The organism is Protaetiibacter mangrovi (assembly GCF_024752305.1).
GTDB lineage: Bacteria > Actinomycetota > Actinomycetes > Actinomycetales > Microbacteriaceae > Homoserinibacter > Homoserinibacter mangrovi.
Window position 1 is genome coordinate 44190 of record NZ_JANTHX010000004.1, and the last position, 18249, is coordinate 62438.

Genomic DNA, 18249 nt, shown 5'->3' on the forward strand with positions numbered 1-18249 from the left:
ACTACGGCAGCAGCTCGTGCACGCCGTTCAGGATCTCGGAGGGCCGGAACGGGTAGCGCTCGATCTCGGCCTGGTCGCTGATGCCGGTGAGCACCAGCACGGTGTGCAGGCCCGCCTCGATGCCCGCGACGACATCCGTGTCCATGCGGTCGCCGATCATGGCGGTGGTCTCGGAGTGCGCGCTGATCTTGTTCATCGCCGACCGGAACATCATCGGGTTCGGCTTGCCGACCACGTAGGGGTCCTTGCCCGTCGCCTTCGTGATGAGCGCCGCGATCGCGCCCGTCGCGGGGAGCACGCCGTCGGATGAGGGCCCCGTCGCATCCGGGTTCGTCGCGATGAACCGCGCCCCGTCGTTGATGAGGCGGATCGCCTTGGTGATCGCCTCGAAGGAGTAGTTGCGGGTCTCGCCGACGACGACGTAGTCGGGGCGCGTCTCGGTCATCACGAAGCCGGCCTCGTGCAGCGCCGTGGTGAGGCCCGCCTCGCCGATGACGAACGCCGAGCCGCCGGGGATCTGGCTCTTGCAGAACTCGGCCGTCGCGAGCGCCGAGGTCCAGATGCGCTCCTCGGGAACCTCGAGCCCGGACGCGCGCAGCCGGGCGGCGAGGTCGCGTGGCGTGAAGATCGAGTTGTTGGTGAGCACGAGGAACGGGGTGCCCGACTCGACCCACTGGTGGATGAGCTCGGGGGCGCCAGGCAGCGGCTGGTTCTCGTGGACGAGCACGCCGTCCATGTCGGTCAGCCAGCTCTCGATGTGGGGGCGGGCCTCGTGGCGCGTGTTCATGCGCCCAGCGTATCGGCGGCGACCGGGGGCGCGGCGTGGAGGACCCGGGCGTGCGGCAGCCGCGCGCGCATCACCTCGACGGCATCCGGGTTCGCATCGACGAGCAGGAAGCGCCGACCGAGAGCGGAGGCGACGGCGCCGGTGGTGCCGGATCCCGCGAACAGGTCGAGCACAGCGTCGCCCGGGGCGCTCGAGGCCTGGACGATGCGACGCAGCACCCCCTCCGGCTTCTGGGTGGGGTAGCCGGTGCGCTCCGCGCCGTTGGTCGTCACGATCGTGTGCCACCAGACGTCGGTGGGCAGCTTGCCGCGCGCCGCCTTCTCGGGGGTGACGAGCCCGGGCGCCATGTACGGTTCGCGGTCGACGCTCTCGTTGTCGAAGTAGTAGCCGGCGGGATCCTTCACGTAGACGAGGATCGTGTCGTGCTTGGCCGGCCAGCGACGGTTCGACTTGCCGCCGTAGTCGTAGGCCCAGACGATCTCGTTGAGGAAGCAGTCGCGCCCGAACAGCGCATCGAGGGCGACCTTCGCGTAGTGCGCCTCGCGGTAGTCGAGGTGCAGGTAGAGGGTGCCGCGCCGATCCAGCAGTCGCCACGCCTCCGCGAGCCGCGGTTCGAGGAAGGCCCAGTAGTCCTCGAAGCGGTCGTCGTACCCGTAGAGGGTGCGGATGACGGTGCGGTACCGCTCACCGCCGTAGCCCGTGCGGTCGCCTTCGGCGTCGCGGACCGTCTGCACCGCGCGGTGGCGCTGGGCGCGGCCCGTGTTGAACGGGGGGTCGAGGTAGACCAGGCGGAAGCTCTCATCCGGGAGGGCTCGCGCGATCCGGAGGTTGTCGCCGAACAGGACGGTGTCCGGGCTCGTGGCATCCCACGAACCCGGACCCCAGGTGTCGGCGGCGGGCATGGGCCGAGATTAACAGTCCGGACCGCGCCATCCGCTCACGCCGCGACGAGACCCTCCAGCCGCTCGTAGCCCTCGCGCATGCCGGTCTCCATGCCGTGCTCGACGATCGCGTCGCGCACCTCGACGCTCGGGTAGACGGCGTGCCCCCGGATGCGGGTGCGGCCGTCGCCGAGGTCGATGAACTCGGCGGTCTCGATGCTGACCATGTCGGGTGCGCCGAGGAACTCGAAGGTCTGGATGGCGAGCTCGTTCTCGCGGATCGTGTGGAAGGTGCCGCGGAAGCCGAACTCGTTGCCGGAGGGGTCGCGGTGCACGTAGGCCCACGCGCCACCAGAGCGGAAGTCCCACTCCTGCATGTCGGCCTCGTAGCCGTTCGGGCCCATCCACTGCGCCACCAGGGCGGGATCGCGGTGGGCCTCGAACACGGCGGCGACGGGCGCGTCGAACTCGCGCTCGAAGTCGACGAACGGCAGCCCCTCGGGCGCCGTGACCGTCAGTGCGTTGCTCATTGCTTCTTCTCCTCTGTGGCGGCTGCGCCGCCGTCGGTGGATGCGAGGAGGGCGTCGAGGGCACGGAACCGCTGCTCCGCCGCCAGGCGGTAGGTGTCGATCCACGCCGTGAGCCGCTCGAGTCGGGCGGCCTCCAGGTGCACGGGTCGGCGCTGCGCGTCGCGGGTGCGCGACACGAGCCCGGCCTGCTCGAGCACCTGGATGTGCTTCGACACCGCCTGGAGGCTGATGTCGAAGGGCTCCGCGAGCTCGTTGACCGTCGCCGCGCCCCGGCTGAGCCGGGCGACGATCGCCCGTCGCACCGGGTCGCCGAGCGCCAGGAACGCCCGGTTCAGCTGCTCCTCGGTGTCCATCTCGTGATCCACTATTCAACTATATCATTGATCAACCGATCTGTTGAATAAAGATAGACACGTGTTCCGCATCCGTCAACCCGTAGCCTCTGAGCGTGGACGCCGACGAGACGGATCGCGCGCCGGTCGGCGTGGGGCCGTGGCCGGGCGCGTGGCCCGACGACCCGCGCTACGACCCCGAACTGCTGGCGCACGGCGACACCCGCAACGTCGTCGACCGCTACCGCTACTGGCGGCTCGAGGCGATCGTGGCCGACCTCGACGCGCGGCGGCATCCGTTCCACGTCGCGATCGAGAACTGGCAGCACGACCTCAACATCGGCTCGATCGTGCGCACCGCCAACGCCTTCGCGGCCGAGGCCGTGCACATCGTCGGGCACCGGCGCTGGAACCGTCGCGGCGCGATGGTGACCGACCGCTACCAGCACCTCGTGCAGCATCCGACGATCGACGACCTGGTGGCGTGGGCGCGCGAGCGCGGGCTGCCCATCGTGACGGTCGACAACACCCCGGGGGCCGTTCCCGTCGAGTCCTTCGCCATGCCGGAGCGCTGCATCCTGCTGTTCGGCCAGGAGGGCCCCGGCCTCACGGATGCCGCGCTCGCGGCGGCCGACGCCCACGTCGAGATCCGCCAGTTCGGCTCCACCCGTTCGATCAACGCGGCGGCCGCGGCCGCGATCGTCATGCACGAGTGGATCCGCCGCCACGCGCGCCACTGACCCTCGGGCCGCGAGAGTACGCACATCTGCGGGCTCTCGCGTCTGAGAGTACGCAGAAGCGCGTACTCTCGCGGGCTCGGGTTCAGCCGATGAGGCTCGGCTCCAGGTCGCGCAGGGTGCGGAAGTGGGTCATGCGGGTCACGCCGATCGCCGCCACCAGCAGGCCGACGAGCAGCCACGCCCCGAGCACGAGCGCGTCGAGCCCGGCGCGCGCCACGTCGCCGCCGTACATGAACTGCCGGAACGCGTCGACCGCGTAGCCCATCGGCAGCACGTGGTGGAGCGCCGCGAGCGGACCGGGCAGGGTCTGCCAGGGGAACGTGCCGCCCGCCGTCACGAGCTGCAGCACCATCAGCACGAGGCCGAGGAACTGGCCGACCGACCCGAGCCACACGTTGAGGGCCAGGATGATGGCCGCGAAGCACAGCGAGGCGAGCGCCAGGATCCCGAACGCACCCCACGGCTGCGCCACCGTGAAGCCGAGGGCGAGCGTGATGACGCCGAACAGCGCCGCCATCTGCAGCATCCCGAGCACGCCGGGGGTGAGCCAGCCGGCGACCGTGATCTTGATCGGCGAGTGCAGCGCCGTGATCGCGCGGCGCGACACCGGCTTCACGATGAGGAACAGCGCGTACATGCCGATCCACGCGGCGAGCGCCGCGAAGAAGGGCGCGAGTCCCGCGCCGTAGCTGTCGGCCGACGCCACGTTCGAGGTCTCGAGAGCCACCGGGTCGGCGATCACGTCGGCCTGCGCGTCGCGCGTCGCCGCGTCGGCATCCGGGATGTCGGCGAGCCCCTCGGCGAGCCCGTCGCGCAACTCCTGCGCGCCGTCGTCGAGCTGCGCCACGCCGTCGGCGAGTGAGGTCGCACCGGATGCCGCGGACGCCGCCCCGTCCGCCACCTGCCGTGCGCCCTCGGCCAGCTGGTCGATCCGCCCCACCGTCGCCTGCACCTTCGCGTTCGCCGCGTCGGCGGCGCTCGCGACCGGGTCGAGCCGTGCCAGCACCTCGTCGATCCGATCCTGCGACAACCCCTGCGCCGCGAGGGCGTCGGCGATCGCGGCGCGTGCTGCCGGCAGCTGCGCGTCGAGGCGCTGCGCGGCGGCCCCCAGCTGGTCCGCCTGCGCCGCGAGCTGCGCATTGCCGTCGGCCACCTGGGCGGCGCCGTCCGCCAGCTGAGCGGTGCCGGCGGCGAGATCGGACGCGCCCGCCGACGCCGTGGAGGTGCCGGCGGCGAGCTGCGCCGCGCCGTCCGCCGCATCCGCGACCCCCGCCCGGATGTCGGCGATGCCGTCGAGCAGCTGCTGCGCCGCCTCGGCGGTCACCTGCTGCGTGATGCTCACGAGCATCGCCTGGGCGGCCTGCTTGCCGATCGTGGTGGCGAGGTAGCTGTTGGCGTCGTTGGTCGCGAGCTCGATCTGCGCCTGCCGGGGGTCGTCGCCGGAGACCGACAGGAGGGTCTCGGTGAAGTCGGCGGGGATCGTCACCGCGAAGTCGTAGCGCGAGGTCGCGAGTCCGTCTGCGGCGTCCGCCGCCGACACCTCGTGCCAGTCGAAGGTCGCGGAGTCGAGCAGCCCGGCGGCCACGTCGTCGCCCACGACGACGCGCTCGCCGTCCTGTTCGCCGCCGTCGTCGGCGTTCACCAGGGCGACGGGGATGCGGTCGAAGCTGCCGTAGGGATCCTGGTTCGCCCAGAGGTACAGCCCGCCGTAGAGCACCGGCACGATGCAGAGCGCGAGCAGGGCGACGACGGCCATCGGCGTGGCCGTGAGGCGGCGCAGCTCGGCCTGGATCATGGCGCGGATCTTCATTCGGCGCTCCAGGGCTCGAGCGCGGCCATCGCCGGGCGGCCGACGATCGCGAGCACCGCGACGCCGCGCTCGGCGATCGCGGAGAGGTGGGCACGCCAGGAGGCGGGCTCCCCGCCGTGCCGGTCCGGCGCGACGACGACGATGCCGGTGACGCCCGGACGCAGCAGGGCGAGCTCGCTCAGCACGCGCACCCGCGTCGCCGGGGCGAGGTCGGCCATGCGGGTGCTCGCGTCGGCGGCGGCGCCGAGCTCGTCGAGGGTGCGCCGCACGGCGGGTCGCGACGGCCAGCGTCCCGCGAACATGAGCTCCTCCGCCACGACCGCCGCGAGCGCGACCCCGGCCGGCGGCTCGCTCACCGACGGAGCGTCGACCAGGGCGACCTCGCGCCGGATGCGGGCCGTGTCGGCCTCGCCGTCGATGCGCACGGTGCCGCCCGCCGGCCGCATCCGTCCGCTCGCGATCAGTCCGAGCACGGTGGGTCGCTCGGCGGTCTCCGCCTCGGCGAGCACGAGCTCTCCGCTCGAGAACTCGAGGCTCGCCGCGGGGAGTGCGGCGCCCTTGTTCACGCCGCTCAGCTCGACCTTCACGAGTGCAGTTCCGGGGTGGCGTCGATGAGCGCGCGGGCATCGGCCGCGCCGAGCCCGAGCAGCGCGAGCACCGAGAGGGCGACCAGGCGCTCGCCCGTCGGAACGTCGATCCGCGAGCGGGTGGCCTCGTCGAGCACCGACAGCACGGCGCCCTCGACGAGCCGCGCGAGCACGTCGGCGTCGATGTCGTCGCGGATGCGGCCCGTCGCGCGGCCGACGGTCACCGCGTGCCGCACGCGGTCGCGCAGCGGGGTCAGCGCGAAGGCGAGCTCGTGCTGGAAGGGGCCCCGCACCGTGAACTGCGCCATGACCCTCACGGCCTCGACCTCGCGCCAGAGCGTGACGCCGATCAGGGCGAGCAGCGTCGGCGGGTCCGGATGCTCGACGCGCTCGACCGCCTGCAGCACGCGGGCCACACCGCGGGTGAGGAGCGCGTGGATGAGCTCCTCGCGGGTCGCGAAGTGCCCGTAGAGCGCGCGGCGGCTGAGCCCCGCCTCGGTGGCGATCGTGTCGAGGGATGCGTCGGGGTCGCGGTTGAGCACGGCGCCCGCGGCGTCGAGCAGCGCGATGCGGTTCGCCTCGGCGTCGCGTCGGCGGCTGCGGGCGGGCGGGTCCGGGTTCGGGGTCACGTCGCGATGCTACGCCTAAACTGCACACCAGTGTGCACTTTTCACCCACCTCCCAGAGTGCGGCGCCTCGGAAGAGGTCGGGCCGACCCGATAGGCTGGGGTGTAATCCCCCGTCTGACCAAGGGAGAAGAGCTATGCCCGCGATCGTGCTCGTCGGCGCCCAGTGGGGCGATGAAGGCAAGGGCAAGGCGACCGACCTGCTCGGCGACCGCGTCGACTACGTCGTCAAGTTCAACGGCGGCAACAACGCCGGCCACACCGTCGTGATCGGCGACCAGAAGTACGCGCTGCACCTGCTGCCCTCCGGCATCCTCAGCCCCGGCGTCGTACCGGTCATCGCCAACGGCGTCGTCGTCGACATCGAGGTGCTGTTCGACGAGCTCGAGGCGCTGAGCGCCCGCGGCGTCGACGTGTCGCGCCTGCTCATCTCGGCCAACGCGCACGTCATCACCGGCTACCACCGCACCCTCGACCGCGTCACCGAGCGCTTCCTCGGCAAGCGCCAGATCGGCACCACCGGCCGCGGCATCGGTCCGGCGTACGCCGACAAGATCAACCGGGTCGGCATCCGGATGCAGGACCTCTTCGACGAGAACATCCTGCGGCAGAAGGTCGAAGGCGCCCTCGACCAGAAGAACCACCTGCTGCTGAAGGTCTACAACCGTCGCGCCATCTCGGTCGACGAGGTCGTCGACGACCTGCTCGGCTACGTCGAGCGGCTGCGCCCGATGGTCGCCGACACCGGCCTCGTGCTCAACCAGGCGCTCGACGCCGGCCAGACCGTGCTGTTCGAGGGCGGCCAGGCGACCATGCTCGACGTCGACCACGGCACCTACCCCTTCGTCACCAGCTCGAACGCCACGAGCGGCGGCGCGGCCACGGGATCCGGCGTCGCGCCCAACCGCTTCGACCGGGTCATCGCCGTCGTGAAGGCCTACACGACCCGCGTCGGCTCGGGGCCGTTCCCGACGGAGCTCTTCGACGAATCCGGCGAATTCCTGCGGTCCGCCGGCTTCGAGTTCGGCACCACCACGGGGCGCCCCCGCCGCACCGGCTGGTACGACGCCCCCATCGCGCGCTACGCGGCCCGCATCAACGGCGTCACCGACTTCGTGCTCACCAAGCTCGACGTGCTCACCGGCCTCGAGCGCATCCCGGTCTGCGTCGCCTACGACGTCGACGGCACCCGCTTCGACGAGGTGCCGGTGAACCAGTCCGACTTCCACCACGCGACCCCGATCTACGAGGAGCTGCCCGGCTGGTCGGAGGACATCACCGGCGCCCGCAGCTTCACGGACCTCCCCAAGGCCGCGCAGGACTACGTGCTCGCCCTCGAGCAGATGTCCGGATCGCGCATGTCGGCGATCGGCGTCGGCCCCGGCCGCGACGCGATCGTCGTGCGCCACGACCTGCTCTGATCTTGTCTTGCGCCGCGATAATCCGCGGCGCCGGCCGAGAAACGCCACGAGCGCGGTCGCGGCGTTTCTCGAGTGCCGACACAGCCGAGTGCCTGCCTGATCCGCGGCCTGCGCCGGATTCGGGCACGAGCGCGGTCGCGCCCGAATCCGAGTGCGCACACAGTCGCGTGTCGCGATGATCCGCGGCGCCGGCCGAGAAACGCCACGAGCGCGGTCGACCTCGGCAGAAATGCAGGAGATCCTCGTGGTCGGGTCCGGGTCGTCCGGAATCCCCTGCCGCGCCATCCGATTTCTCCTGCATTTCTGGCGGTGACGGGTCCTCGAGGGCGGCTGCGGCACCCTCGAGGCGGGCCGGCATCCCGATCGACCGACCTCAGAAATGCAGGAGATCCGTCGGGTGGAGGCCCGCCGCGTGCCGGCCGACCGGCACCTCGCAGAGGATCTCCTGCATTTCTGGGGGTGGTGGGAGGCGGAAGGGGCGAGGCCGTGGGCGCGAGGCGGGAGGGGTGAGGCGGAGGCCGGGGGCTACCGCTCGGGCACGTGCAGGCGGGCGAGGAAGCGCTCGGTACCGCGTGGGATGCGGCGGGCGTCGAGGCGCGACACCAGCACCATCACGGCCGTCGCGAGCGGCACGGTCCAGGCGGCCGGCTGGTCGATGAGCGCCCCCGCGAGCCCGCCGTCGGGCCCGATCCAGCCGAACAGGATGGCGCTGCCGCACGCCACCGCACCGGTCGCCATCCCCGCGACCGCGCCGCGGGCCGTCAGCCCCCGCCACCAGATGCCGAGCAGCAGGGCGGGGCACAGCGTGGACGCGGTGAACGCGAAGACGAGCCCCACCGATCCGGCGAGCCCCGCCGAGTCCGTGAGCCCCGCGACCACGAGCGGCACCACGACCGACAGCGCCGCGGCGATCCGGAAGCCGCGCACCGATCCGGCGAACAGCTCCTGCGACACGACGCCCGCGAGCGACACGACGAGCCCCGAGGAGGTCGACAGGAACGCCCCGAAGGCGCCCGCGATCACAAGCGCCGTCACCGCCTCCGCCCAGGGCGACGGCAGCACCGCCGAGGGCAGGAGCAGCAGCAGGGCGTCCGGATCGTCGGCCGCGAGCTCGGGCATGAAGAGGCGCCCGAGCATCCCGATCGCGACCGGGAACAGGTAGAAGACGCTCAGCAGGCACAGCACGATGAGCGTCGTTCGACGCGCGGCCGTGCCGTCGGGGTTGGTGTAGAACCGCACGAGCACGTGCGGCAGCCCGAGGGTTCCGAGCAGCAGCGCGAGCAGCAGTGACACCGAGCGGTACACGACGTCGGGGTCGGCGATCGAGAAGGTCGGGAAGGCCCCGGCGATCGCCTCCCCGAGGGCGGGCCGGGTGCCCGGATGCAGCAGCAGCACGAAGACGACCGGCGCCGCGACGGCGGTGAGCTTCAGCCAGTACTGGAACGCCTGCACGAAGGTGATGGACCGCATCCCGCCGGCCGCCACGACCACGCCGACGATCACGGCGACGCCGACCGCGCCCACCCAGCGCGGCAGGCCCGTCGTGATGCCGACGGTGAGCGCCGCGCCCTGCAGCTGCGGCACGATGTACAACCACCCGATGAGGATCACGAGCACCGAGGTCAGCCGCCGCACCGTACGCGACTCGAGGCGCGCCTCGGTGAAGTCCGGCACCGTGTAGGCCCCCGATCGCCGAAGCGGTGCGGCCACGAACAGCAGCAGCATGAGGTAGCCGGCGGTGTAGCCGATCGGGAACCAGAGCGCCCGCTCGCCCTGCAGCAGGATGAGGCCCGCCACCCCGAGCACGCTCGCCGCCGACAGGTACTCGCCGCCGATCGCGGACGCGTTGAGCCAGGGCCGCACGGTGCGGCTGGCGACGTAGAAGTCGCTGGTCGTGCGCGAGACGCGCACCCCGAAGAAGCCGATGAGCACCGTGATGACGGTGACGACCGCGATCGAGGCGTAGCCGAGCGCCGGCGTCATGCGTCGTCCGCGAGCGAGCGGTACCGAGACTCGTTGCGGGCCGAGGTGCGCACGTACAACGCGGCGATCGCGATGAGCACCGGGAAGAGACCGGCGCCCAGCACGATCCACGACACCGGCACCCCGGCGACGGATGCGGCGTCGAGCTCCGGCACGAGCGCGAAGGTGAGCGGAACGGCGATGAGCACCGCGATGAAGGCGACGGCGCAGACGATCGCGAGGCGCAGCTGCGAGCGGATGAGCGAGCGCACGTAGAGCCCGGCGGGGTCGCCGCCGACGGCCCCGCTCGGGGGGCGCGTCCCCGCATCCGGATGCCGTGGAGCCGTCACCCGCACCCGCGGCCGCGGCGGATCCGCGGGGGCGTCGGCGCTCATCCGCGAGCCCGCAGCCGGCGGGCGTCGAGCGCTTCGCGCAGGGCCGGCTGCAGCCGACGCGACACGGGCAGCTCGGCCTGGCCGATCGTGACCGTGGCGTGCCCGGGACCGCCGCGCATCCGGGTGACGTGGTCGAGGTGCACGAGGTAGGAGCGGTGCACCCGGATGAACCCGGCCTCCGCCCACTGCCGCTCGAGATCCGAGAGGGGGATGCGCACAAGGTAGCTCGACTCGTCGGTGTGCAGCCGGGCGTAGTCGCCCTGCGCCTGCACGTAGCGCACGTCGTCGCGGCGGATCATGCGCGTGGTGCCGCCGAGGGTCACGGTGACGAGCTCGGGGCGCGGCACGGGGCCCGTCGCGGGCGCGGTGCGCATGCCGTCGAGCACCCGGTCGAGAGTGCGCGCGAGGCGTTCGAGGCGCACCGGCTTCAGCAGGTAGTCGACGGCCGCGAACTCGAAGGCCTCGAGGGCCTGATCCTCGTCGGCCGTCACGAACACGAGCGCCGGGCGGTGCTCGAAGCGGCCGAGAGCCCGTGCGAGGTCGAACCCCGAGAGCCCCGGCATGTGGATGTCGAGGAACGCGGCGTCGACGGTCTGCTCGGACAGCAGGCGCACCGCCTCGGCACCGGACGCGGCGCGATGCACCGCCGCGACCCGGGGATCCTCGCCGAGCAGGTAGGCGAGCTCGTCGAGGGCGGGCGGCTCGTCGTCGGCGATGAGCACGCTGATCGGGTGGTCGGTCATCCGGCGAGCCGCTCCTCTCCCGCGCGCAGCGGCTGCGACTTCGGTACCCGCATGGTCACGAGCGTGCCCGCGCCCACGTTGGTCTCGACGACGAGGCCGAAGTCCTCGCCGTACACCTGTCGCAGCCGGGTGTCGACGTTGCGCAGGCCCACGTGCTCGCCGCCCGCGCGCCCGGCGAGCACGTCGCGGGCGAGGTCGGGGTCGATGCCCACCCCGTCGTCCTCGACCGTGATCAACGCGCAGGCGCCCGCATCGCTCGCGGTGATCGTGACCCGGCCCCCGCGCTCGGTCGACTCCAGGCCGTGGCGCACGGCGTTCTCGACGAGCGGTTGCACGGAGAGGAACGGGATGACGGTGGCCAGCAGTTCGGGCGCGATCTGCAGGGTCACGTCGAGGCGGTCGCCGAAGCGCGCCCGCTCGAGGCGCAGGTAGCCGTCGACGCTGCGCAGCTCCTCCGCCACGGTCGTGAAGTCGCCGTGCCGCCGGAACGAGTAGCGGGTGAAGTCGGCGAACTCGACGACGAGCTCGCGCGCCTTCGCGGGGTCGGTGTGGATGAACGAGGCGATCGCGGTCAGCGCGTTGTAGATGAAGTGGGGGCTGATCTGCGCGCGCAGCGCCTTCACCTCGGCTTCGGCGAGCGCCGCCCGTGAGGCGTCGAGCTCGGCGAGCTCGAGCTGCGTCGACACCCAGCGCGCGGCCTCGCCGGTGGCCCGCACCAGTCCGGGTCGCGCCGTGCGGGCGAAGGCGACGAGGGTGCCCGCCCGCACCCCGCTGCGCAGGATCGGCGCCGAGACCGCGTCCACCGCATCCCGACCCTGGCCGACGATCGACCGGTGCAGCTGCGGCTTCGGGCCGCTGCGGGTGGCGATGGCCTGCGCGGCGGCGCCGCGGAACGCATCCGGTCCGTCGACCGCGAGTACGCCCTCGACGCCCGCGATGGCGAGTCCCTCGCAGTCGAGCATGGCCCGCAGGTCGCGCGCGGCACGGGTCGTGTCGCCGGCCTCGAGCCCCGCCCGCAGGTGCTCGGCCGCCCGGGTGGCGAGGTGCAGGGTCGTGAACCGTGCGCGCTCGGCCTCGGTTCCGAGTTCGCCCTGGCCGCGGGCGAATCGGCGCGCGACGAGGAACCCCGCCACCGCGAGCAGCGCGACGGCTGCCACGATCGCGAGGCCGCTCATCAGCGACTCGGCCATGTGTGACACCTTAAGCGCTCGCTCATCGTCGGCACAGCGCCGCTCGTCGCACGCTCACCGCCGCCGGGCGACGACGAGCGGTGCGGGGGCGCGCCGTCGGGGGTGAGGTCCCAGAGTGATGCGCAATCACGTCGAGACGGGCGCGCGACGGTGCGTGCCCGGGATGAGGAGAGATGATGGGCGACGAAGCCCCCACCTCGATCGCGGAGCCGGAGGTCGACTTCGTCGGCATCCAGCACTCCGAGCGCTTCCAGAACCTGAAGAAGCGGCATCGATCGTTCGTTTTCCCCGTGCTGACCCTGGCGCTGCTGTGGTACTTCGCGTACGTGCTGCTCGCCGGGTACGCACCCGACTTCATGGCGACGCCCGTCTTCGGCGCCGTCAACGTCGGACTGCTGATCGGACTCGGACAGGTCGCCACGACCTTCATCGTGACGATGGTCTACGTCTGGTACGCCAACAAGAAGCTCGACCCGATCGCGGAGGAGATCCGCGACGACGCGACGAAGGGTGAGGTGCGCTGATGGACACCACGGTCGGCAACCCGATCCTCAACATCGCCATCTTCGGCGGCTTCGTGCTCGTGACGCTCATCATCGTGTTCCGGGCGAGCCGCAACAACAAGACGGCGGCCGACTACTACGCGGCCGGGCGCTCGTTCTCGGGTCCGCAGAACGGCACCGCGATCGCGGGCGACTACCTCTCCGCGGCGTCGTTCCTCGGCATCTGCGGGGCGATCGCGCTCAACGGCTACGACGGGTTCCTCTACTCGATCGGCTTCCTCGTGGCCTGGCTCGTCGCGCTGCTGCTCGTCGCCGAGCTGCTGCGCAACACCGGGCGCTTCACGATGGCCGACGTGCTGTCGTTCCGCCTCAAGCAGCGTCCGGTGCGCATCGCGGCGGCCACCACGACCCTCGTGGTGTGCTTCTTCTACCTGCTCGCCCAGATGTCCGGCGCCGGCGGTCTCGTCTCGCTGCTGCTCGGCATCCCCGACAAGCTCGGCCAGGGCATCGTCATCGCCGTGGTGGGCGCGCTCATGATCATCTACGTGCTCGTGGGCGGTATGAAGGGCACCACCTGGGTGCAGATCGTGAAGGCGTTCCTGCTGATCGTGGGCGCCGGTGTCATGACGATCTGGGTGCTCGCGCTGAACGGCTTCAACCTGTCGACGCTGCTCGAGCACGCCGTGCAGACGGCCGGCACCGCCGACATCCTGGCCCCGGGCAAGAAGTACGGGGTGTCGGATGTGACGCGCCTCGACTTCCTGTCGCTCGGCCTGGCGCTCGTGCTCGGTACGGCGGCCCTGCCGCACGTGCTGATGCGCTTCTACACGGTGCCGACGGCGAAGGAGGCCCGGCGCAGCGTCGTCTGGGCGATCTGGCTCATCGGCATCTTCTACCTGTTCACGCTCGTGCTCGGCTACGGTGCGGCGGCCCTCATCGGGCCGGAGGCGATCGCGGCAGCGCCCGGCGGCGCCAACTCGGCAGCTCCGCTGCTCGCCTTCGCGCTCGGTGGACCGGTGCTGCTGGGGTTGATCTCGGCGATCGCGTTCGCGACGATCCTCGCGGTGGTGGCGGGGCTCACGATCGCGGCCGCGGCCTCCTTCGCGCACGACATCTACGCGAGCGTCTGGAAGAAGGGCAAGGCGGAGCCGGGCTCGGAGGTCAAGGTCGCGCGTCGCACGGTGGTCGTGATCGGTCTCGTGGCGATCGCGGGCGGCATCCTCGCGAACGGTCAGAACGTGGCGTTCCTCGTGGCGCTCGCGTTCGCGGTGGCCGCCGCGGCGAACCTGCCGACGATCGTCTACTCGCTGTTCTGGAAGCGCTTCAACACGCGCGGCGCACTCTGGAGCATGTACACGGGCCTCGTCTCGTCGATCCTGCTCATCGTGTTCTCGCCCGTCGTGTCGGGCGGTCCCACCGCGATGATCCCGGTGGCCGACTTCGACGTCTTCCCGCTGTCGAATCCGGGCATCATCTCGATCCCGCTCGCCTTCCTGGTGGGGTGGATCGCGACGCTCACGCAGCGCACACCGGAGGATCCGGCGAAGCAGTCCGAGATGGAGGTGCGCTCGCTCACCGGCATCGGCGCCGAGGGGGCGACCCAGCACTGAGACCCGGGGCGCGCGTGGTCGTGCCTGACGCGCGCGCCCCGTACGTCGTCCGGGTGGTCGTAGACATGTCTATGGCCACCCGGACTCTGCTGTGCGGGTGTCCATCGGTCGCCGCCGCTGTCCGCCGGCCTCGTACCATGGGGGCGTGACCGCCACCCGTCCCGAGAGACAGCCGCTCGTGGGCCGCTACGTGCGGCTCGACCCGTACTCGGCCGACGACCTGCCCGCGCTGTGGCGGGCGCTCGGTCATCCGGAGGTCTTCGCCGGCGGATACGGCGGCGGCCCCGCAGGACTCCCCGCCGACGAGGCCGCCTACGCCGCCTGGGCGCACCGCTACTTCCCGCACGAGCGCGGCATCACCTTCGTGGTGCGCGTCGCATCGGGACCCCACACCGGCGAGGTCGTCGGCGCGTCGAGCATGGCCGACTTCGACGAGGCCAACGAGACCGCGCACATCGGCTGGACCGCCTACGACCCGCGCGTCTGGGGCACCCAGGTGAACGTGGAGGCGAAGCTGCTCATGCTGGGGCTGCTGTTCGACCACGGCTACGGCCGGGTCAAGCTGCAGGCCGACGCGCTCAACGACCGCTCCCGCGCGGCGATCACGAAGCTCGGGGCGACCTTCGAGGGCGTCAAACGGCGCGATCAGCGCCGGGCCGACGCCTCCTGGCGCGACACCGCGGTGTTCTCGGTGCTCGGCGAGGAGTGGCCCGAGGTGCGGTCGGGGCTCGAGCGCCGCCTCGAGGACTGGGGCGAGCGCCCCGTGCTCTACCGTTCGATGCCGACCGCCTGAGGCGCCGCCTCGTCGTCGCGCCGACGCCCGCCGCCGAGGCTGAGCGTCGCCAGCAGGCCGACCGTCAGGAACCCGGCGGCGGTGAACGCGGATGCGCGGGTCGCCGAGCTGAACGCCTCGCGCGCCGCGTCGCCCGCCTCGGTCGAGCGCTCGTCGAGCGCGGGGATCGCCGAGCCGGCCGAATCGACCACCAGGTCGATCACCTGCTGCCGGGTGCCGCCGGTGAGCTGCTCGGGCAGGGTGTCGTCGAGCTGCGTCGCGAGCGAGCTGAACAGCACGGTGCCGAGGATCGCGATCCCGAGCGCCGAGCCGACCTGGCGCGAGGTGGACTGCGTGCCGGAGGCCTGCCCGCTCTGCGCGACCGGCACATCCGCCAGCACCACGCCGGTGAGCTGCGCCGTCGCGAGGCCCACCCCGAAGCCGTAGATCAGCAGCCCGATCGCCGTCTGCCACCACGGGGTGTCGACGGCGATGACGAGCCCGATCACGACGAGGCCGACGATCTCGGCGAGGATGCCGCCGCGCACCACCCACACGGCCGGCAGCTTGCCCGAGCTCGCCCCCGCGAACCCGGAGGCGATGAACGAGCCGCCGGCGAGGGCGAGCAGCAGCAGCCCGGTCTGCAGCGCGTCGTAGCCGAGCACGTTCTGCAGCCAGAGCGGCAGCGACAGGATGATGCCGAACTCGCCGAGCGAGACGATCATCGCGGCGATGTTGCCGTTGCGGAACGAGCCGATCCGGAACAGCGAGAAGGCGATCATCGTCGAGCGGCCCTGGCGCTGGCGGTGCACGCCCCACGCGATGAAGGCGACGAGGGCGAGGGCGGTCAGCGCGAACACGAACGGGATCGGCGAGACCTCGAGGCTCCAGAAGTCGGGGGCGCCGCGATCGGTCGCCCACCACCCGTAGCTGCGCCCCTCGATGAGCCCGAACACGAGGCTCGTGAACAGCAGCACCGACAGCAGGGCGCCGACGGCGTCGACGCGACGCAGCTCGTCTGCCTTCGATTCGCGCACCACGAGCAGCGCGCCGATCACGATCAGGATGCCGAGCGGCAGGTTGATGCCGAACGCCCACCGCCACGAGAAGTCGGTCGTGAGCCAGCCGCCGAGCAGCGGGCCGACGGCGGCCATGCCGCCGATCGTCGAGCCCCACACCGCGAAGGCGATGCCGCGCTCGCGGCCGACGAAGGTCGCGTTGAGCAGCGAGAGGGTCGCCGGGAGGATCATCGCGCCGCCGAGGCCCTGGATGACGCGCGACGCGATGAGGAACTCGCCGCTCGGGGCGAGCGCGGCCGCGACGCTCGAGAGGGCGAACAGGGCGACGCCGATCAGCAGCATGCGCCTGCGGCCGAAGCGGTCGGCGAGGGTGCCGAAGACGAGCAGCAGGCTCGCGAAGACGAGGGTGTACGACTCCTGCACCCACTGCACCTGGGTGGAGGTGATGTCGAGCTCGTCGACCACCGAGGGGATCGCGACGTTTACGATCGTGGAGTCGACGATGATGAGCGCGACGGCGATCGAGATGACGACGAGACCGAGCCAGCGGCGACGGTCGGGGATCTTCTCCACGGAGGACTCCATTACTAAGCCTGCTGAATAACTACAGGGTACTCCCGGGAGTGCGTATGCGCGACACCGTCGACGACTGGCCGACCGGTCGGCTGCTCGCCGTCGCCGCGCGACTCGTCGAGCAGCGCTGGCGCGAGGCGCTCGAGGAGCGTGGACTCAGCTACGCCGGGCTCATCGTGCTGCACACCCTCGACGCCGGTGGGAGGTCGCTCGGCGTGCTCGCGCGCGCCGCCCACGTCACCGCTCAGACCATGGGGCGCACCGTCGAGCACCTCGAACGCGACGGCTATGTGCGGACGGTCGTCGACGCCGGCGACCGGCGGCGTCGACTCGTCGAGCGCACGGACGCCGGAGCGCGGGTGTTCGCCGAGATGCACGGCCTGGAGGCGCGGATGTTCCCCGAGCTCGAGCAATCGGAGCAGTTGCGCGCGACGCTCCTCGAGATCATCCGCGCGGTCGGCGGCGACCCGCAGCCGCCGGCGGTCACGCCCGATAGTCTCGGGCTATGACCGCCGAGCCGACCGAGGATCCGCGCGCCGAGCTGCTGCGCTACCGGCAGAGCATCGACAACATCGATGCGGCGCTCATCCACCTGCTCGCCGAGCGGTTCAAGGCCACCCAGGCCGTGGGGCGTCTCAAGGCCGCGAGCGGCATGCCCGCCTCCGACCCCGGCCGCGAGCGCGAGCAGATCGCGCGGCTGCGCGCCCTCGCGGAGGAGTCGCACCTCGACCCCGAGTTCGCCGAGAAGTGGTTCACCTTCGTGGTGGCCGAGGTCATCCACCACCACGAGAGCCTCGCGTCGGGCGGCGCGGGGGCGTGACCGCGGCATCCGACTGGGACCCGCGCGCGCTGCCGTCGCTCGCCGGACGCACCGTCGTCGTGACGGGCGGCAACGCGGGCATCGGGTACTTCACATCGGAGCAGCTGGCTGGTGCCGGTGCGCGGGTGGTCATCGCCGGGCGCTCCGCCGAGAAGGCGGAGCTCGCGATGCGCGCGATCCGCGAGCGGGTGCCGGAGGCGCAGCTCGCGCACGTCGCGCTCGACCTGACCTCGCTCGGGTCGGTGCGCGCCGCCGCGGAGGAGCTCGCCGCATTCCGCCCGCTGCATGGGCTCGTCAACAACGCGGGGCGGGTGGTCGCCTCGCGGCGCCGGCTCGAGACCGCAGACGGGTTCGAGCTCACGGTGGGCGGCAACTTCCTCGGGCACTTCGCGCTCACGACCCTGCTGTTCCCCGCGCTCGCCGACGGGGGCCGGGTGGTGGGGCTCGGCTCGGACTCGACCCGGATGGTGCGTCTCGACCCCGAGGATCTGTGGTCCGAGCGCCGCTATCGCCCCTTCCGCGCCTACGGGTTCTCGAAGCACGCCGTGCAGGCCTTCCATCTGGAACTCGCCCGGCGCCTGACCGCGGCGGGCGACTCGCGGATGTCGCTGCTCGCGCATCCGGGATGGGCGACGAACTCGTACGCGTCGAAGCGCCCGGGCATCACCGACCGCGATCCGGTCGGCGGCCGCGTCTTCGAGACGCTCACGGGATGGATCGGCCAGGGCAAGGATCAGGGTGCCTGGCCCGCGGTGCGCGCCGTCGCCGACCCGGATGCCGTGAACGGCATGTACTTCGGCCCCCGTCGCCAGCTCTCCGGCGTGCCCGTGCCGACGTCGCCGGTCGCCTCATCCGCCGACCCCGCGTTCGGCGCCGCCCTGTGGGCCGACGCCGAAGAGAAGACCGGCATCCGCTTCCCGCTCTGACCCCGGACACCCGCGCGTGCCG

The 18249-nt window shown here is 71.9% G+C and carries 20 protein-coding genes; 8 read left to right on the top strand and 12 right to left on the bottom strand.

The annotated features are described in order from the left end of the window. Position 1: 1 nt before the first annotated feature. The 4 genes from NUH29_RS02390 to NUH29_RS02405 are packed head-to-tail and all read right to left on the bottom strand — an operon-like array spanning position 2 to position 2551. Complete coding sequence (locus NUH29_RS02390; protein ID WP_258797317.1) at positions 2–787, bottom strand: HAD-IIA family hydrolase; 786 nt, start codon at positions 785–787, stop codon at positions 2–4. Then, positions 784–1689, bottom strand: coding sequence for a DNA-methyltransferase (locus NUH29_RS02395; RefSeq protein ID WP_258797318.1), 906 nt, complete (start codon positions 1687–1689; stop codon positions 784–786). Before NUH29_RS02395 ends, NUH29_RS02390 begins: the two co-directional genes overlap by 4 nt. A 35-nt stretch (positions 1690–1724) precedes the next feature. Continuing rightward, a complete protein-coding gene (locus NUH29_RS02400) occupies positions 1725–2198 on the bottom strand; it encodes an SRPBCC family protein (RefSeq protein ID WP_258797319.1) in 474 nt (157 codons plus the stop codon). Beyond that, positions 2195–2551 (bottom strand): ArsR/SmtB family transcription factor, encoded by a 357-nt coding sequence (locus NUH29_RS02405; protein ID WP_258797874.1) that lies wholly within the window; start codon positions 2549–2551, stop codon positions 2195–2197. Before NUH29_RS02405 ends, NUH29_RS02400 begins: the two co-directional genes overlap by 4 nt. 95 nt (positions 2552–2646) lie before the next feature. Between NUH29_RS02405 and NUH29_RS02410 the strand changes: the two genes are divergently transcribed. Then, positions 2647–3270 carry a TrmH family RNA methyltransferase gene (locus tag NUH29_RS02410; RefSeq protein WP_258797320.1) on the top strand — a complete coding sequence of 208 codons (624 nt, stop codon included), beginning with the start codon at positions 2647–2649 and terminating at the stop codon, positions 3268–3270. Positions 3271–3352: 82 nt separating this feature from the next. On the opposite strand, the gene NUH29_RS02415 is transcribed toward NUH29_RS02410, so the two are convergent. From NUH29_RS02415 to NUH29_RS02425, 3 genes are read right to left on the bottom strand one after another with little or no spacing between them, the layout of a single operon-like run. Then, positions 3353–5080, bottom strand: coding sequence for a YhgE/Pip family protein (locus NUH29_RS02415; RefSeq protein WP_258797321.1), 1728 nt, complete (start codon positions 5078–5080; stop codon positions 3353–3355). After that, positions 5077–5667, bottom strand: coding sequence for a hypothetical protein (locus NUH29_RS02420; RefSeq protein WP_258797322.1), 591 nt, complete (start codon positions 5665–5667; stop codon positions 5077–5079). The genes NUH29_RS02415 and NUH29_RS02420 overlap by 4 nt, the downstream gene beginning before the upstream one ends. After that, a complete protein-coding gene (locus NUH29_RS02425) occupies positions 5664–6296 on the bottom strand; it encodes a TetR family transcriptional regulator (protein ID WP_258797324.1) in 633 nt (210 codons plus the stop codon). The genes NUH29_RS02420 and NUH29_RS02425 overlap by 4 nt, the downstream gene beginning before the upstream one ends. Before the next feature lie 134 nt (positions 6297–6430). Between NUH29_RS02425 and NUH29_RS02430 the strand changes: the two genes are divergently transcribed. After that, positions 6431–7714, top strand: a complete 1284-nt coding sequence (locus NUH29_RS02430; protein ID WP_258797326.1) for an adenylosuccinate synthase — start codon at positions 6431–6433, stop codon at positions 7712–7714. Positions 7715–8239: 525 nt separating this feature from the next. Here the strand turns inward: NUH29_RS02430 and NUH29_RS02435 are convergent. From NUH29_RS02435 to NUH29_RS02450, 4 genes are read right to left on the bottom strand one after another with little or no spacing between them, the layout of a single operon-like run. Continuing rightward, complete coding sequence (locus tag NUH29_RS02435) at positions 8240–9697, bottom strand: sodium/solute symporter (RefSeq protein ID WP_258797327.1); 1458 nt, start codon at positions 9695–9697, stop codon at positions 8240–8242. Continuing rightward, the gene (locus tag NUH29_RS02440) at positions 9694–10071 is read right to left on the bottom strand and encodes a DUF485 domain-containing protein (protein WP_258797328.1); all 378 of its coding nucleotides are present in this window, start codon (positions 10069–10071) and stop codon (positions 9694–9696) included. The genes NUH29_RS02435 and NUH29_RS02440 overlap by 4 nt, the downstream gene beginning before the upstream one ends. Next, the gene (locus NUH29_RS02445; protein ID WP_258797329.1) at positions 10068–10814 is read right to left on the bottom strand and encodes a LytR/AlgR family response regulator transcription factor; all 747 of its coding nucleotides are present in this window, start codon (positions 10812–10814) and stop codon (positions 10068–10070) included. Before NUH29_RS02445 ends, NUH29_RS02440 begins: the two co-directional genes overlap by 4 nt. Continuing rightward, positions 10811–12004: a sensor histidine kinase gene (locus tag NUH29_RS02450; RefSeq protein ID WP_258797330.1), complete on the bottom strand. Its 1194-nt coding sequence runs from the start codon at positions 12002–12004 to the stop codon at positions 10811–10813. Before NUH29_RS02450 ends, NUH29_RS02445 begins: the two co-directional genes overlap by 4 nt. A gap of 176 nt (positions 12005–12180) precedes the next feature. Between NUH29_RS02450 and NUH29_RS02455 the strand changes: the two genes are divergently transcribed. The 3 genes from NUH29_RS02455 to NUH29_RS02465 all read left to right on the top strand — a co-directional run bounded on the left by NUH29_RS02455 (position 12181) and on the right by NUH29_RS02465 (position 14910). Next, complete coding sequence (locus NUH29_RS02455) at positions 12181–12528, top strand: DUF485 domain-containing protein (RefSeq protein WP_258797332.1); 348 nt, start codon at positions 12181–12183, stop codon at positions 12526–12528. Further along, a complete protein-coding gene (locus tag NUH29_RS02460; protein ID WP_258797333.1) occupies positions 12528–14117 on the top strand; it encodes a monocarboxylic acid transporter in 1590 nt (529 codons plus the stop codon). Before NUH29_RS02455 ends, NUH29_RS02460 begins: the two co-directional genes overlap by 1 nt. Before the next feature lie 145 nt (positions 14118–14262). Next, on the top strand, positions 14263–14910 hold the full coding sequence (locus tag NUH29_RS02465; RefSeq protein ID WP_258797335.1) for a GNAT family N-acetyltransferase: 648 nt from the start codon (positions 14263–14265) through the stop codon (positions 14908–14910). On the opposite strand, the gene NUH29_RS02470 is transcribed toward NUH29_RS02465, so the two are convergent. Further along, entirely contained in the window at positions 14886–16493 is a 1608-nt protein-coding gene (locus NUH29_RS02470) for a DHA2 family efflux MFS transporter permease subunit (RefSeq protein ID WP_258797336.1), read from the bottom strand. The genes NUH29_RS02465 and NUH29_RS02470 overlap by 25 nt on opposite strands. Positions 16494–16537: 44 nt before the next feature. Here NUH29_RS02470 and NUH29_RS02475 point away from each other — a divergent pair, with 44 nt between their 5' ends. From NUH29_RS02475 to NUH29_RS02485, 3 genes are read left to right on the top strand one after another with little or no spacing between them, the layout of a single operon-like run. Then, positions 16538–16990, top strand: a complete 453-nt coding sequence (locus NUH29_RS02475; RefSeq protein WP_258797337.1) for a MarR family winged helix-turn-helix transcriptional regulator — start codon at positions 16538–16540, stop codon at positions 16988–16990. Beyond that, the gene (locus NUH29_RS02480; RefSeq protein WP_258797338.1) at positions 16987–17301 is read left to right on the top strand and encodes a chorismate mutase; all 315 of its coding nucleotides are present in this window, start codon (positions 16987–16989) and stop codon (positions 17299–17301) included. The genes NUH29_RS02475 and NUH29_RS02480 overlap by 4 nt, the downstream gene beginning before the upstream one ends. Further along, entirely contained in the window at positions 17298–18227 is a 930-nt protein-coding gene (locus NUH29_RS02485) for an SDR family NAD(P)-dependent oxidoreductase (RefSeq protein ID WP_258797340.1), read from the top strand. The genes NUH29_RS02480 and NUH29_RS02485 overlap by 4 nt, the downstream gene beginning before the upstream one ends. The last annotated feature ends 22 nt before the right edge of the window (positions 18228–18249 follow it).